Source organism: Intestinirhabdus alba, from assembly GCF_009711095.1.
GTDB classification, from domain to species: domain Bacteria; phylum Pseudomonadota; class Gammaproteobacteria; order Enterobacterales; family Enterobacteriaceae; genus Intestinirhabdus; species Intestinirhabdus alba.
This window is the reverse complement of the sequence record NZ_WMJZ01000017.1, coordinates 56,671-71,119: the sequence shown is the minus strand read 5'-3', so window position 1 is coordinate 71,119 and position 14,449 is coordinate 56,671. Positions and strand designations below refer to the sequence as shown.

The 14,449-nt window shown below is 58.6% G+C and carries 13 protein-coding genes; 12 read left to right on the top strand and 1 reads right to left on the bottom strand.

Translation table 11 applies throughout. From position 1 onward, the window contains the following. Positions 1-238 precede the first annotated feature (238 nt). From yeaR to GJV78_RS13240, 3 genes are all read left to right on the top strand, one after another. The gene (gene yeaR / locus GJV78_RS13250; protein WP_155108808.1) at positions 239-601 is read left to right on the top strand and encodes a DUF1971 domain-containing protein YeaR; all 363 of its coding nucleotides are present in this window, start codon (positions 239-241) and stop codon (positions 599-601) included. A 3-nt stretch (positions 602-604) separates the two neighbouring features. Continuing rightward, complete coding sequence (locus GJV78_RS13245) at positions 605-787, top strand: DUF1869 domain-containing protein (RefSeq protein WP_155108807.1); 183 nt, start codon at positions 605-607, stop codon at positions 785-787. A 213-nt stretch (positions 788-1,000) separates the two neighbouring features. After that, complete coding sequence (locus GJV78_RS13240) at positions 1,001-1,651, top strand: hypothetical protein (RefSeq protein WP_167519567.1); 651 nt, start codon at positions 1,001-1,003, stop codon at positions 1,649-1,651. Positions 1,652-1,695: 44 nt separating this feature from the next. Here GJV78_RS13240 and fdhF read toward each other — a convergent pair whose 3' ends face one another. Then, complete coding sequence (fdhF, locus tag GJV78_RS13235) at positions 1,696-3,843, bottom strand: formate dehydrogenase subunit alpha (protein WP_155108805.1); 2,148 nt, start codon at positions 3,841-3,843, stop codon at positions 1,696-1,698. A gap of 456 nt (positions 3,844-4,299) precedes the next feature. On the opposite strand from fdhF, the gene GJV78_RS13230 reads away from it, so the two are divergent. The 9 genes from GJV78_RS13230 (at position 4,300) to GJV78_RS13190 (ending at position 14,409) form a co-directional block, all read left to right on the top strand. Beyond that, positions 4,300-4,548: a GlsB/YeaQ/YmgE family stress response membrane protein gene (locus GJV78_RS13230; protein WP_155108804.1), complete on the top strand. Its 249-nt coding sequence runs from the start codon at positions 4,300-4,302 to the stop codon at positions 4,546-4,548. A 961-nt stretch (positions 4,549-5,509) separates the two neighbouring features. Beyond that, entirely contained in the window at positions 5,510-6,649 is a 1,140-nt protein-coding gene (gene arnB, locus GJV78_RS13225; protein WP_155108803.1) for a UDP-4-amino-4-deoxy-L-arabinose aminotransferase, read from the top strand. 6 nt (positions 6,650-6,655) lie between these two features. Continuing rightward, positions 6,656-7,639: an undecaprenyl-phosphate 4-deoxy-4-formamido-L-arabinose transferase gene (arnC, locus tag GJV78_RS13220; RefSeq protein WP_155108802.1), complete on the top strand. Its 984-nt coding sequence runs from the start codon at positions 6,656-6,658 to the stop codon at positions 7,637-7,639. Next, on the top strand, positions 7,636-9,618 hold the full coding sequence (gene arnA / locus GJV78_RS13215) for a bifunctional UDP-4-amino-4-deoxy-L-arabinose formyltransferase/UDP-glucuronic acid oxidase ArnA (RefSeq protein WP_155108801.1): 1,983 nt from the start codon (positions 7,636-7,638) through the stop codon (positions 9,616-9,618). The genes arnC and arnA overlap by 4 nt, the downstream gene beginning before the upstream one ends. Further along, entirely contained in the window at positions 9,615-10,517 is a 903-nt protein-coding gene (gene arnD / locus GJV78_RS13210) for a 4-deoxy-4-formamido-L-arabinose-phosphoundecaprenol deformylase (protein ID WP_155108800.1), read from the top strand. The genes arnA and arnD overlap by 4 nt, the downstream gene beginning before the upstream one ends. Continuing rightward, on the top strand, positions 10,514-12,169 hold the full coding sequence (arnT, locus tag GJV78_RS13205; protein ID WP_155108799.1) for a lipid IV(A) 4-amino-4-deoxy-L-arabinosyltransferase: 1,656 nt from the start codon (positions 10,514-10,516) through the stop codon (positions 12,167-12,169). Before arnD ends, arnT begins: the two co-directional genes overlap by 4 nt. Further along, positions 12,166-12,504, top strand: a complete 339-nt coding sequence (arnE, locus tag GJV78_RS13200; RefSeq protein WP_155108798.1) for a 4-amino-4-deoxy-L-arabinose-phosphoundecaprenol flippase subunit ArnE — start codon at positions 12,166-12,168, stop codon at positions 12,502-12,504. Before arnT ends, arnE begins: the two co-directional genes overlap by 4 nt. Beyond that, on the top strand, positions 12,504-12,905 hold the full coding sequence (gene arnF / locus GJV78_RS13195) for a 4-amino-4-deoxy-L-arabinose-phosphoundecaprenol flippase subunit ArnF (protein WP_155108797.1): 402 nt from the start codon (positions 12,504-12,506) through the stop codon (positions 12,903-12,905). The genes arnE and arnF overlap by 1 nt, the downstream gene beginning before the upstream one ends. A 394-nt stretch (positions 12,906-13,299) precedes the next feature. Next, positions 13,300-14,409: an SDR family oxidoreductase gene (locus GJV78_RS13190; RefSeq protein WP_155108796.1), complete on the top strand. Its 1,110-nt coding sequence runs from the start codon at positions 13,300-13,302 to the stop codon at positions 14,407-14,409. Positions 14,410-14,449: the final 40 nt, after the last annotated feature.

Genomic DNA, 14,449 nt, shown 5'->3' with positions numbered 1-14,449 from the left:
AGAAAGATCCCGCCCGCGCCTTGTTGACTCCCACCGCAGCGGAGTGCCCGGAGCAGTACGAAGGCCCGCGAAATAAACTACTCTGAATAAAGCGTCCGCGGTGCGCCGGATAACCGGTCTCCGCGCGGGTATGACCCTGCCTCTTAAGGTGTATTTTAAACATCATTTAAAAGGCGTAGCCTTACAGAAACAGCGGTTAACCTGAGATCGCAACATACCGACTGGAAGAGGGAACAGAATGCTTCAGATTCCACAAGATCACATCCACACGCGCTCCACGCCGTTCTGGAATAAAGAAACCGCGCCCGCCGGAATCTTCAAACGCCACCTTGATAAAGGAACCCGACCCGGAGTTTATCCCCGCCTGTCGGTGATGCAGGGGGCGGTTAAATATCTCGGATACGCGGACGAGCACAGCCCGGAGCCAGAAAAGGTGATGGTTATTGAGGCCGGTCAGTTTGGCGTTTTTCCACCCGAAAAGTGGCATAACATCGAAGTGATGACCGAGGATACTTACTTTAATATCGACTTTTTCGTCGCTCCGGAAGTGCTGATGGAAAGCGCGGGCCAGCGAAAAGTCGTGCATACCGGAAAGGAGTAAACGATGGGGAAAGCAACCTACACCGTTACCGTGACCAATAACAGCAACGGCGTTTCCGTTGATTATGAAACCGAAACGCCAATGGCCCTGCTGGTGCCGGAAGTGGCGGCTGAGGTCATCAAAGATCTGGTCAACACCGTACGCTCGTACGATACCGAAAACGAGCATGACGTGTGCGGCTGGTAAGCGCCGCCGCCAACGTCGTCTCTGCCTGCCGTAACAGACCGCACCGCGCCCGGCGCGCCGTGCGGTTCTCTTTTTTCGCCGTCGTACTTCCGTCTGACACGCCTTGCAATAGAAATCTTAAGAAAACCTTAAAATAAGCGCATTGAATGATAAGGGGTAGGGATTCATAAAAATTATGATTGGGTGACAGAAATATCACTGAATTGAATGATTATGAAATTTGATACTAGGTTAACCCCGGCAACGCCCGTTCTTGTTCTGTTCGCCATCCTTTTTCCCTTTACGGCAGACTGGCATATGCCGCTGGCCGACGGTGCCGTGGTGGCGTGGATCGAAAATGGACAGGCTCTGTGGCTGCTGTTTGGCGCGCTGTTTACCGCCTGCTATATCCGGCCGCTTTCCCGCCCCGAAGGCGCGAAGCAGTTCTGGCTGTGGGCGGTGGTCTGGTGGGTGGTCCTGCTGGGCAGAAGCACCAGCTGGGGGCGCGTCTATTTTCCGGAGCAGCCCCGACTGCTGTTCCGCATCGTCTCGGTGGCGCTGATTGCCGCGCTGCTGCTGCCGCTGCTGTTCTCAAAGGCGCTACGTCGGGAGATTGTGCGCCGGCTGCGCGAGGCACCGCTGCCGGTATGGCTTTTTGCGGTAACCGCCGGGGCGTTTCTGATTTCTGATACGGTGGAGCACCACCGGCTGCTGGCACCGCTGTTTCTGCACAGCAGGCAGTATGTCGATCTGATTGAGGAACTGTACGAACTGCCGTTTATGGTGGGGCTGTTTCTGATCGCGCTCGGATTTATGCGCCAGGAGAGGAGAGGAGAGCGGGCCGCTTCTCTGCCTTACGAACCGCTGCACGCGGGGCTGAAGTAGGCGGAAAACTGCCTGAGTCCGGCGACGAACTCAGGCAGTAAGATTCAGGCAATCGCCTCACATAGGCGGGTTTTCATCTCTCTGTACGCCTGTGCCGCGTATCGTTCCGCCCATGTCCGATCGGCAATCTGCTCGACCTTCACGGCGCAATACTTGGTTTCCGGAGTTTTTGAGATGGGATCAAGGTTATTCTGCGTCAGCTCATTGCACGCCCCTACCCACCACTGCCAGGTCATATATACCGTGCCGCGATTAATGCAATCAGAGACATCGGCCCGGCTGATCACCTTGCCGCGGCGCGAGCTGACCCAGACCAGATCGTGATGGCGGATACCTAACGTGCCGGCATCTTCGCTGTTGATCTGCACGTAGCCCGGCTCATCTGCCAGCGCCTGCAGCACCGCGCAGTTGCCGGTCATCGAGCGGCAGGAGTCGTGTCCGACCTCGCGTACGGTGCAGAGCACCAGCGGAAAGTGCTCATCGGGGGATTCAGCAGGTGCCCGCCACGGCGCGGCGAACAGCCTGCCTCTGCCGCTGGGGGTATCAAAACGGCTGTCGGCGTAGAGCCAGGGCGTACCGGGGTGATCGAGATTCGGGCAGGGCCATTGGATGTGCCCCATATCGCCCATCTTTTCGTAGGTGACGCCGTAGAACAGCGGGCACAGCTCGCGCATTTCGTCCCAGATCTGCTGACTGTTAGCGTAGCGCATCGGGTAGCCCATCGCCGTGGCGAGCAGGCTGATAATCTCCCAGTCGCGCTTGACGTCGCCGGCAGGCTCAAGAGCCTTCTCAAAGCGCTGAAAGCCGCGGTCGGCGCAGGTGAAAACGCCGTCGTGTTCGCCCCACGAGGTCACCGGTAGCAGCACGTCGGCCATTTCCGCCGTCCTGGTCATGAAGATATCCTGCACCACCACAAAATCCAGCGCCCCGAAGCCCTGGCGTACCAGGCCGAGATCGGCTTCAGTCTGCAGCGGATCTTCTCCCATGATGTAGCAGGCCTTGATTTTACCCGCCATCGCCAGGTGCGGGATCTCGGTAATGCGCGCTCCGACCTTGTCATCCATCAGGCTGGGGTCGATCCCCCAGGCGCGGGCAAATTTCTTCCGTACCGCCGGGTCGGTAACCTCCTGATAGCCGGGGAACAGGTTGGGCAGAACCCCCATATCGTATGCTCCCTGCACGTTGTTCTGTCCGTGTACCTGGCCGACGCCCACGTTCGGACGCCCCAGGTTGCCGGTGAGCAGCGCCAGGCTCGACAGGCCGCGCACCACGTCGACGGACTGGGCGAACTGGGTGACGCCCATGCCCCACATAACGGTTGCCGACGGCGCGGCGGCAAAGGTGCGCATCGCCTGGCGAACCTGCCGGGCAGGAACGCCGGTAAGGTGCTCAACGGCCTCGGGGGAGTAATCCTTCACGATCTGCCAGTAAGCTTCCAGCCCTTCCGTGTGTTTTTCCACATATTCGCGATCGTAGAGCTGTTCGTCGATCAGCACATGGCCAAAGGCGTTAACCAACGCCATATTGCAGCCGTTGTTGAGCTGCAGATGCCGATCGGCGATGCGCGCGGTTTCGATCCGCCGCGGATCGCAGACGATAATTTTGGCACCGTTCTGCCGCGCCTTGAGCACCCGGCGTGCCACGATGGGGTGGGCATCCGCGCAGTTATAGCCAAAGATAAGCAGACAGCGGGAGTTTTCGATATCGCTGATGGAATTGCTCATCGCGCCGTTGCCGAGCGTCTCCTGCAGCCCGGCGACGGAGGGGCCGCAGCAAACGCGGGCGCAGCAGTCAACGTTATTGGTGTTGAGCACCCCGCGGGCAAACTTCTGCATAACGTAATTGGCTTCATTGCCGGCTCCGCGGGAGGAGCCGGTAGTCATAATGGCGCGCGGTCCGTGGGCGTTTTTGATCTCCAGCAGGCGCGAGGCGGTATAGCGAATGGCCTCGTCCCAGCTGACGGGAACAAACTTACCGCTTTTTTCATAGCGGATCATCGGGCGGGTCAGACGCGGAGTTAAAAGGCGCGTATTGTTAAGGAAATTCCGGCCGTAGTAGCCCTTCAGGCACCGCTGATTTTGATCCGTCACGCCCCCGGCACCCTCGGCGCGGATAATTTTATTATTTTCAACAATAAGCCTGAGTCTGCACCCAACCCCGCAGTAGGGACACACAGTGGTCATTTTTTTCATCAATAACAGACCTGTTAAAAGGTGAAACAGCGCTAAACAGACGAAGCCAGCGGTTCGGCGTCGCGGGCCTCATGTCATGGTGATCGTAGGTCTATGCATAGCTCATGCCAGACTCTAAAGGCAGGTGTAGCCGGAGATGGTGCGCGGGCCGGAAGCCGAATGACAGTCCGTTCGACAGAAATGACGAGTCGATGACAAAAAAAAGCCCGCACGGAGGCGGGCAAAAATACTGGAAGCAATGTGAGCAATGTCGTGCTGAATACCCGAGCAGGTCACTCAACTATTCAGTATTGAGAAAGATAATCTTTATCATTTTAACTTGCAACCCCATCTTTTGTGGGAGAAAGTGCAGGCTAAAATAAAGTGATTTACTTCACATATTTCATCCTGCCGATCGTGTGCTATGCTTTCTAACGGTGAATAAACCGCTAACGTAAAAACCTAAGTGAGGAAAAAATGGGCATTCTTTCATGGATTATCTTTGGTCTTATCGCGGGCATTCTGGCGAAGTGGATCATGCCTGGCAGGGACGGCGGCGGGTTCTTCATGACCATCGTTCTGGGGATCATCGGTGCCGTAGTCGGTGGCTGGATTAGTACGCTCTTCGGCTTTGGCAAAGTTGACGGCTTCAACTTTGGCAGCTTTGTCGTGGCGATAATCGGTGCCATCGTCGTGCTGTTTATCTACAGAAAAATCAGAAGCTAAGCGCGAAACTTCTCATTAACGAAAAGGCTGCCTGGGGCAGCCCTGAGACTGATAACAAACCCAGGCCGAACTCGTTCGGCCATAATCACCACAAAAATAAACAAGGAAAATCAATTCATTGATTTTCGGCTGCTAATCACAAAGAGGGAAAAACCACGTTTTTCCCTCTTTGTCATCAACCTGAGGCTGCCCGGGGCAGTCTTTTTTATATAGCCTAAATAATCTGAGTTACAGAACAAAGCGCAGCGCGTTTTGAACAGCCCAGAGCAGGCCCCGAAGGAGTGAGGCCCTCCGGGCCGAATAAAGTCAGCGCGCAGACAACCTGAAGTATGACGGGTAATACGCTGCAAATTGAGATGTAACTTCAGGCTAATATCCCCATACCAAAAAGCAGTAAATCTACTTAAACCAGAAACGGGCTAATATAATAATCTCTCTTGTACTTTATATTGCAGTATTTTGGTTCATGAAGTGCGGCTAATCCATCCCTGGCGCAGCCCGGCAAATGATTTTGCGTTCTGGTTCGTCTGATGGCGTACTCTTATACACTTTCACCCGCCAGGGGATGCGATGGCGATTGCACGGCGTTGAGGCTCTTTCTGACATAACCGTTTTTACGACGGGCCAATACACCGTGAGCTAAAAGAGCGTAAATCAAGACGTTAAGATAATAAATACGCTCCCGCCCGCCTGCCGCCTAATTCAGCCTCAGGGCCTCCCTTCTTTGTGGGCTGCGCCCTGGCTGTGCAAAACGTCATCCACCCCCAGCAAACAGATAAACAAGCCGGCAGCCAAAGCGGGGCATTTTATTCAGTTTAAATAGCGCTGGCGTGAATGAACTTTGTTTTCATTTTGTTTAACTCCGCAGGCGCAGGATATTTCGCCGGTGCCGCCTCATCGTGTCGGATACGGGGAGAGCGAGCCTGACCTTCCTCTGGCTTATTAACAGAACAGGAAAATCATGAGCGATTTTTTGCCGTTTTCGCGTCCGTCAATGGGCGAAGCTGAGCTGGCGGCGCTGCGCGACGTTTTGCAATCGGGGTGGATCACCACCGGCCCGAAAAACCAGGCGCTTGAAGGGGCGTTTTGCAAACTCACCGGCAACCGTCACGCCATCGCGGTCAGCTCTGCGACCGGCGGAATGCATATTACGCTGGCGGCGCTGGGCATTGGACCTGGTGATGAAGTCATTACGCCGTCGCAAACCTGGGTGTCGACGCTGAATATGATCTGCCTGCTGGGCGCGACGCCGGTGATGATCGACGTTGATAAAAATAATCTGATGATTGCGGCGGATACGGTCGCCGCCGCCATTACTCCGCGCACCCGGGCCATTATTCCCGTCCATTACGCGGGGGCACCGGCGGATATCGCCGCAATCCGCGAGGTCGCCGGGCGTTACGGTATTCCGGTGATTGAGGATGCCGCCCACGCGGTGGGAACGGAGTATCAGGGGCACCACGTCGGCGGATGCGGTACGGCGATCTTTTCGTTCCATGCGATTAAAAATATTACCTGTGCGGAAGGGGGGCTAATCGTCACCGACGACGACGAGCTGGCCGCGCGTATCCGCAGCCTTCGGTTTCACGGCCTCGGCGTTGATTCCTGGGATCGGCAGACCCAGAGCCGCGCCCCGCAGGCGGAGGTTATTTCGCCCGGGTTTAAATACAATCTTGCGGATATCAACGCCGCCCTGGCGCTGGTTCAACTGGAGAAGCTGCCCGCCGCCAACCGGCGGCGGGGCGAAATCGCCCGGCGCTACCTGAACGCGCTGGAGGATACGCCGTTTATGCCGCTGACCGCGCCCGGATGGGCGCACCGGCACGCCTGGCATCTGTTTATTATTCGCGTCGATGAAGCCGCCTGCGGATTCAGCCGCGATGCTCTGATGGCCAGACTCAAAGCGCTGGGCATCGGCACCGGCCTGCACTTCCGCGCGGTGCACACGCAAAAATATTATCGCGAGCGCTTCCCGTCCCTTTCCCTACCGAATACGGAATGGAATAGCGCACGTCTCTGCTCCCTCCCGCTGTTTCCGGATATGACCGATGACGACGTCAGCCGGGTTATAGGCGCGCTGCGCCATCTGTCAGGACGTTAAATTACTATGTTGAATTATTCTCCCGTGAAGAAAGTCTCGGTCGTTGTTCCCGTTTACAACGAACAGGATAGCCTGCCGGCGCTGATTTGCCGCACGGAGGCCGCCTGTGCGACGCTGGGGCGTCAGTATGAAATCCTGCTGATTGACGACGGCAGCAGCGATCGCTCCGCGCAAATGATTACCGACGCCGCCCAGGCCGAAGGCAGCCGCGTGGTGGCGGTGCTGTTGAACCGGAACTACGGCCAGCATTCGGCGATCATGGCGGGCTTCAGCCACGCGACCGGCGATCTGGTCATCACCCTCGACGCCGATCTGCAGAACCCACCGGAAGAGATCCCGCGGCTGGTTGAGAAGGCCGATGAAGGTTATGACGTGGTCGGCACCGTGCGCCAGCATCGCCGGGACAGCCTCCTTCGTAAAAGCGCTTCAAAGGTCATTAACCACCTGATTCAGCGCACGACCGGCAAAGCGATGGGCGACTACGGCTGTATGCTGCGCGCCTATCGCCGTCATATTGTCGACGCCATGCTTAACTGCCACGAGCGCAGCACTTTTATTCCAATCCTGGCGAATACCTTCGCCCGCCGGGCGGTGGAAATTCCGGTAAGCCACGCCGGGCGTGAACATGGCGACTCCAAATACAGCTTTATGCGCCTGATTAACCTGATGTATGACCTGGTGACCTGCCTGACCACCACGCCGCTGCGCCTGTTAAGCGTGTTCGGCAGCGCTATCGCTCTGCTGGGCTTTGCCTTTGCTTTCCTGCTGGTGGTTCTGCGCCTGGCGTTTGGCCCCCAATGGGCGGCGGAAGGGGTGTTTATGCTGTTTGCCGTCCTGTTTATGTTCATTGGCGCTCAGTTTGTCGGAATGGGACTGCTTGGGGAGTATATCGGGCGCATCTATAACGATGTTCGCGCCCGCCCCCGCTACTTTATTCAACAGGTTATTCGCCAGCCGCAGGCGGTATCACAAGAGGACGTTAGATCATGAAAGCCATCGTTTTTGCCTATCACGATATGGGGTGTACCGGCATCCACTCCCTGCTGGAGGCCGGCTATGAGATCGCCGCCGTTTTTACCCATCCGGATACGCCGGGCGAAACCCCTTTTTTTGGCTCCGTTGCGCGCCTCGCCGCCGGGCTGGGCATCCCGGTCTGGGCACCGGATGACGTCAACCACCCGCTGTGGGTGGAACGTATCCGGGAGATGAGGCCGGAAGTGCTGTTTTCTTTCTACTACCGTAACCTGCTGGGCGAGGCGATCCTCAGCATCGCGCCGAAAGGAGCCTTCAACCTGCACGGCTCCCTGCTGCCGAAATACCGTGGTCGCGCACCGTTGAACTGGGTGCTGGTGAACGGTGAAACGGAAACCGGGGTGACCCTGCACCGGATGGTTAACCGCGCCGACGCGGGGGATATCGTTGCCCAGCGGACGGTGGCCATCGACGAAGAGGAGAGGGCGCTGACGCTGCACCGCAAGCTGTGCGCGGCCGCCGGGGAGCTGCTGGGCCAGGCGCTGCCGGCGATCCGCGAAGGTAAAACTGAGGAGCGCCCTCAGGATCACGACCAGGCGAGCTATGTCGGTCGCCGAACGCCGGAGGATGGTCGTCTTGACTGGGAAAAACCGGCGCGCGCGCTGCACAACCTGGTGCGGGCGGTCTCCGAGCCGTGGCCCGGAGCCTTCGGTTATGTCGGGGCGACCCGGTTTATAGTCTGGGAATCCCGCGTGCGTCACGACGTGTCGGCGAAGCCGGGCGTGGTGATCTCCACCTCGTCGCTGGTGGTGGCCTGTCAGGAGGGGGCGCTGGAGATTGTCGCCGGGCAGACCGAACGCGGCATTTACCTGCAGGGAGCCCAGCTGGCGCAGGCGCTGGGGCTGGTTGCCGGCGCGCTGCTGAGCCACCGGCCAGTAGCGGAGGCTAAGCGCCGGACCCGGGTGCTGATCCTCGGGGTGAACGGCTTTATCGGCAACCACCTGACCGAACGCCTGCTGAAAGAGGAGGGCTACGAGATCTACGGCCTGGATATCGGTTCAGAGGCCGTCGGGCGCTTTCTCGACAACCCGCGCTTCCACTTTATGGAAGGCGATATCAGCATTCACTCGGAGTGGATCGAATATCACATTAAGAAGTGCGACGTGGTGCTGCCGCTGGTGGCGATCGCCACTCCGGTTGAGTATACGCGCAACCCGCTGCGCGTCTTCGAGCTGGACTTCGAAGAGAACCTGAAGATTATCCGCAGCTGCGTGAAATACAATAAACGCATCATCTTTCCGTCGACGTCGGAAGTGTACGGCATGTGCACCGATAACGCTTTTAATGAAGACCATTCCAACCTGGTGGTTGGTCCAATTAATAAACAGCGCTGGATTTACTCGGTGTCAAAACAGCTGCTGGACCGCGTGATCTGGGCCTACGGCGATAAGCACGGCCTGAAGTTTACCCTGTTTCGCCCGTTCAACTGGATGGGGCCGCGGCTGGATAGCCTGAACGCCGCGCGCACCGGCAGCTCCCGCGCCATCACTCAGCTGATCCTTAATCTGGTGGAAGGCTCGCCCATCAGGCTGATCGATGGCGGTAAGCAGAAGCGCTGCTTCACGGATATTCGCGACGGTATCGAAGCGTTATTTCGCATTATTGAGAACCGGGACGGCCTGTGCGACGGACAGATTATTAACATCGGCAGCCCCGATAACGAGGCGAGCATTAAAGTGCTGGCTGAAACGCTGCTCGCCTGCTTCGAACGCCATCCGCTGCGCGATCGCTTCCCGCCGTTTGCCGGCTTCCGCGAGGTGGAAAGCAGCGACTATTACGGTAAAGGATATCAGGACGTTGAGTTCCGCAAGCCGGACATTGGCAATGCGAAACGCTGCCTGAACTGGTCGCCGACGGTCGCCATGGAGGAGACCGTGGAACGGACGCTGGACTTTTTCCTGCGTACCGTTGCGCCGCAGGACGAGCGGCAGCCATGAGGCAGGTGGGCCTGCGTATCGATGTTGATACCTTTCGCGGCACCCGGGAGGGCGTTCCGCGTCTGCTGACATCGCTGGGCCAGTACGGGGTTCAGGCCAGCTTCTTTTTCAGCGTCGGCCCGGACAACATGGGGCGTCATCTGTGGCGTCTGGTGAAGCCGGGATTTCTGTGGAAGATGCTGCGCTCAAAGGCCGCGTCGCTGTACGGCTGGGAGATCCTGCTCGCCGGCACCGCGTGGCCGGGGCGCAGGATCGGGGCGGGTAATGAAGCGATTATCCGCGCCGCCGCGCGGCGTCATGAGGTGGGGCTGCACGCCTGGGATCACCACGGCTGGCAGACCTGGAGCGGCGTCTGGTCCCAGGCGCGCCTGGCGCTGGAGATTGAGCGCGGTCTGCTGGAGTTGGAGCGCATCATCGGCCGGCCGGTGACCTGCTCGGCCGTCGCCGGCTGGCGCGCCGACCGGCGGGTGGTGGCGGCCAAGGAGCCTTTTTGCTTTCGCTACAACAGCGACTGCCGGGGCACGCGCCCCTTTTTACCACGGCTGGACGACGGCGTGAGCGGCACCGTACAGATTCCGGTGACGCTGCCGACCTGGGATGAGGCGGTCGGGCGCGTCGTCGTCGGCGTGGATTTTAACCGCTATCTGCTGGACCGCATTCATCAGGCGTCGGGCGTACCGGTCTATACCATTCATGCCGAGGTTGAAGGCATCGCCTGCGCCCGGCAGTTTACCGCTCTGCTGGCGATGGCGGCGGAAGAGGGCGTTCAGTTTTGCCCGCTGAGCCAGCTGCTGCCCGCCGATCCGGGTGAACTGCCCTCCGGCATCGTGACGCGGGGCGAGATTGCCGGCCGGGAAGGCTGGCTTGGGTGTGAACAACTACTGGATTCGGACCTATGAAAAACAGCCGTTATGTCGTTTATCTGGCCGGGCTTTTTGCGCTGTACTATCTGCTGCCGCTTAATTTCCGCCTGCTCTGGCAGCCTGATGAGACCCGCTATGCGGAAATCAGCCGCGAAATGCTGGCCTCGGGCGACTGGGTGGTGCCGCATTTTCTCGGCGTGCGCTATTTCGAAAAGCCGATCGTCGGCTACTGGATTAACAGCGCTGGTCAGTGGCTGTTTGGTCATAACAACTTCGGCGTTCGCTCCGGCGCGGTGTTTTCCACTCTGATAACCGCCCTGCTGGTGGCGTGGCTGGCGTGGCAAATTTTCCGCAGTAAGCACATTGCGGCCCTGGCACCGGTTATTTTTCTGACCTCGCTGCTGGTCTATGGGGTCGGCACCTACGCGGTGCTGGACCCGATGATAACCCTGTGGCTGGCGCTGGCGATGTGCAGTTTCTGGAGCGCCGCCGCGGCGCGCACCCGCAGGGAGAGGCTGGCGGGCTATGCGCTGCTGGGCGTTGCCTGCGGTCTGGGGGTGATGACGAAAGGCTTCCTGGCGCTGGCGGTGCCGGTGGTGAGCGTGCTGCCGTGGGTTATTGCCCGCAAGCGCTGGCGCGAGGTGCTGGTTTACGGCTGGGTGGCGGTGGCGGTCTGCGCGCTGGTGGTACTGCCGTGGGGGCTGGCCATCGCGCAGCGCGAGCCGGACTTCTGGCGCTACTTCTTCTGGGTGGAGCATATTCAGCGTTTCGCCGAAGATAACGCCCAGCACAAGGCACCGTTCTGGTACTACCTTCCGTTCCTGCTTGCCGGCAGCCTGCCGTGGCTGGCGCTGCTGCCGGGAGCGCTGAAGGGCGGCTGGAGCGAGCGCGCTGAGGGGCGCGGCGCGCTCTATCTGCTGGGCTGGGTGGTGATGCCGCTCCTGTTCTTCAGCGTGGCGAAGGGCAAGCTGCCAACCTATATTCTGCCGTGCTTTGCGCCGCTGTCGATTCTGATGGCGCGCTATGCGCTGGAGGCCGTAAAGGCGGGAGGCAGGGCGCTGCGTCTCAACGGCGCGCTCAACCTGGCCTTTGGCCTGACGGGGCTGGTGGCGGTGCTGGTGGTTTCGCCGTGGGGCCTTTTGCGCCAGCCGCTCTGGAGCCACGGTGAGCTGTACAAGTGCCTGCTGGCGGCGGTGGCCTTTGCGGTCTGGGCGCTGGCCGGGTGCCTCGCGATGCGCGACCGGGGCCGTCGTTGGCTGCTGTCCGCCTTGTGTCCGCTGGGGCTGGCGCTGCTGGTAGGGGGGAGCATCCCGGAGCAGATTATGGATAAGAAGCAGCCCCAGTTTATGATCGCGGCCGTGAGCGAATCGTTGGCGTCAAGCCGCTACGTGCTGACCAACAGCGTGGGCATCGGCTCGGGTCTCGCCTGGACGCTGAAGCGTGACGATATCATCATGTATGACAGGCAGGGGGAGCTGCGCTATGGCCTGAGCTGGCCGGACGCGCGGGGAAAATTCATCTCCGGGAAGGCGTTTGGCGACTGGCTGGCGGAGCATCGCCCCCTGGGGCCGGTGTCGCTGGTTCTGGCCCTGGGTAAAGGAGAAAGTATGGATGACCTGGCCCTGCCGGCTCCCGATGATTTCTATGTGCTGGGGCAGGTTGTCTTTATCCAGTATCTGCCGCAATGAGCGTCTGGCTCTGCCTGATACTGGCCAGCCTGCTCAGCTGTATCGGACAGCTGTGTCAGAAGCAGGCGGCCGCTCCGTGCCGCAGCGGGCGGCGCGGCCGCCATTTTTGCGTCTGGTCAGGATTAGCGCTGCTGTCGCTGGGCCTCGGTATGCTGCTGTGGCTGGTGGTGCTGCAGCGGCTCCCGGTCAGCGTGGCGTATCCGATGCTGAGCCTTAACTTTGTCTGGGTCACCCTGGCCGCAGCCTGGATCTGGAAGGAGCGGATCGCCGTACGTCACTGGCTGGCGGTGCTGCTGATTATTGTCGGTATTATCCTGCTGGGGGGCGACGTCTGATGGGCTATTTATGGGCGCTGATAAGCGTACTGCTGGTCAGCGGGGCGCAGCTGGGTATGAAGTGGGCCATGCTCCAGCTTCCGCCGCTTTCATGGGACTGGGGTTATTACGGCCCGGCGCTGCTGGGCGGCACCTCTTCTCTGGTTTTGCTGGCGGGGCTGGCCGCCTACGGGCTCTCCATGGTTTGCTGGTATCTGGCGCTGCGTAAGATTGCGCTGAGCCATGCTTATCCGCTGCTCAGCCTGAGCTACGTGCTGGTGTGGGTCGGCGCGATTTGCCTGCCGTGGCTCCATGAGCGGTTCAGCCAGCAGAAGTTCGCGGGCGCTATCCTGATTTTTCTCGGCCTGCTGCTGATTTTTCTGCCGGGGAGGCGTGGGGCGTCTGCGAACGAACGTCAATAATATAGTGGGGCCGCGTATTATGGTTTAGCCGGATCGGCCACGGCTGCGGTGGACAGAAATAATGAACTCAGCTACCTGAATTATTCAGGGTGTATACCCGTCATACTTCAAGTTGCATGTGCGTTGGCTTTATTCGGCCCTGGGGCCTCACCCCTTCGGGGCCAGCCCGGGGGGTGTTCAAAACGCGCTGCGTTTTGTCCGGCGACTCGAATTATTTAGGGTATATAATGTAATTGCTTTATCAGTTTTAAGTTAAGTTCCGTTTTGAATTAAAAAATTCAGGTTATTTACCCTGTATTGATATTCACTTTATTTCATTCGGCGCGTGCGCTGTTGAAATAGTGTTTATTATTTGCGCTCTACAATCTCTTTTTTAATCGAAGAGGTAAAGTGAATGAGTTCTTTATTAATTACCGGAGCCACAGGGTTTCTCAGTGGCGCAGTTTTAGCGAAAGCACTCTCTGAAAATGCGTTTGATCACTATCTGCTGCTGGTCAGGGCATCTTCAGCTGAGGAAGGGCTGAGTAGAATAAAAGAGAATCTTCAGCGCTTTGCCTGCGATGAAAAATCACTGAGCAGCCTCAGCCTGCAAAATATTATCATTGGCGACCTGGCGGAGCCGGATCGTTTCCTGAATGATGAGCGTCTTCTTGAGGTGACGCACGTGATTAACGCCGCCGCCGTCGCCTCCTTTGGTGAGAATGCGCTGATATGGAAAGTGAATGTCGAAGGTACGCTGAAGTTTGCCCGCCGAATGGCCAATGTGCGTAAACTTAAGCGTTTTCTCCACGTGGGAACCGCCATGTCCTGCATCCCGGAAGCCGGCGCGCTGGTGACCGAGAGCATCACCCATAAGGAGGAAGAGGAGCATCTGGTTCAGTATACCTGGTCTAAATCCTCCATTGAGCAGCTGATGCTGGAGCAGTGCCCGGCGCTGCCGCTGGTGATTGCCCGGCCTTCAATCGTCGTGGGCCACAGCAGCCTGGGCTGCCGTCCCTCCAGCAGCATCTTCTGGGTTTTCCGCATGGCGCTGATGCTGGGTAAATTTATGTGTTCCCTTGGCGATAAAATCGATGTTATCCCGGTGGATTATTGTGCGGAAGCGCTGCTGATGCTGGTAAAAAGGCGGACCGTTGAGGAGCGGGTGTACCACGTTTCCGCCGGTGACGAGCGCAGCGTCAGCTTTGCGGAGATCGATCGGGCCATTGCCGACGCGCTGGGGCAGCCGCCGCTCTCCTCTGACTACCGGCAGGTCGACTATGAGGATCTTATCCAGTGCCGCAGGGAATTTAAAACGATTTACGGGCCGTGCAATGAGCGGCTGATGCTCAGGGCCATGCGCCTGTACGGCGAGTTTTCCCGGCTCAACGTGCGCTTTTCCAATAAAAAGCTGCTCGGTTTAGGGATGCCGCATCCGCCACGCTTCGTTGATTATATCCGTCATTGTGTTGAGACCACCCGCGGCACGTCGATTCCAGAGATGATGAAAGTCGATTTTAAATAATGCGCCCAGCGCCGGATCTGGCCGCTGTCAACGTACGCTA

Bases quoted from the DNA above. Each gene is read 5' to 3' on its own strand.
- arnD (WP_155108800.1), top strand. From the start codon at position 9,615: ATGAGGCAGGTGGGCCTGCGTATCGATGTTGATACCTTTCGCGGCACC.
- GJV78_RS13245 (WP_155108807.1), top strand. From the start codon at position 605: ATGGGGAAAGCAACCTACACCGTTACCGTGACCAATAACAGCAACGGC.
- arnE (WP_155108798.1), top strand. From the start codon at position 12,166: ATGAGCGTCTGGCTCTGCCTGATACTGGCCAGCCTGCTCAGCTGTATC.
- yeaR (WP_155108808.1), top strand. From the start codon at position 239: ATGCTTCAGATTCCACAAGATCACATCCACACGCGCTCCACGCCGTTC.
- arnC (WP_155108802.1), top strand. From the start codon at position 6,656: ATGTTGAATTATTCTCCCGTGAAGAAAGTCTCGGTCGTTGTTCCCGTT.
- GJV78_RS13230 (WP_155108804.1), top strand. From the start codon at position 4,300: ATGGGCATTCTTTCATGGATTATCTTTGGTCTTATCGCGGGCATTCTG.
- arnB (WP_155108803.1), top strand. From the start codon at position 5,510: ATGAGCGATTTTTTGCCGTTTTCGCGTCCGTCAATGGGCGAAGCTGAG.
- fdhF (WP_155108805.1), bottom strand. From the start codon at position 3,843: ATGAAAAAAATGACCACTGTGTGTCCCTACTGCGGGGTTGGGTGCAGA.
- arnA (WP_155108801.1), top strand. From the start codon at position 7,636: ATGAAAGCCATCGTTTTTGCCTATCACGATATGGGGTGTACCGGCATC.
- arnF (WP_155108797.1), top strand. From the start codon at position 12,504: ATGGGCTATTTATGGGCGCTGATAAGCGTACTGCTGGTCAGCGGGGCG.
- GJV78_RS13190 (WP_155108796.1), top strand. From the start codon at position 13,300: ATGAGTTCTTTATTAATTACCGGAGCCACAGGGTTTCTCAGTGGCGCA.
- GJV78_RS13240 (WP_167519567.1), top strand. From the start codon at position 1,001: ATGAAATTTGATACTAGGTTAACCCCGGCAACGCCCGTTCTTGTTCTG.
- arnT (WP_155108799.1), top strand. From the start codon at position 10,514: ATGAAAAACAGCCGTTATGTCGTTTATCTGGCCGGGCTTTTTGCGCTG.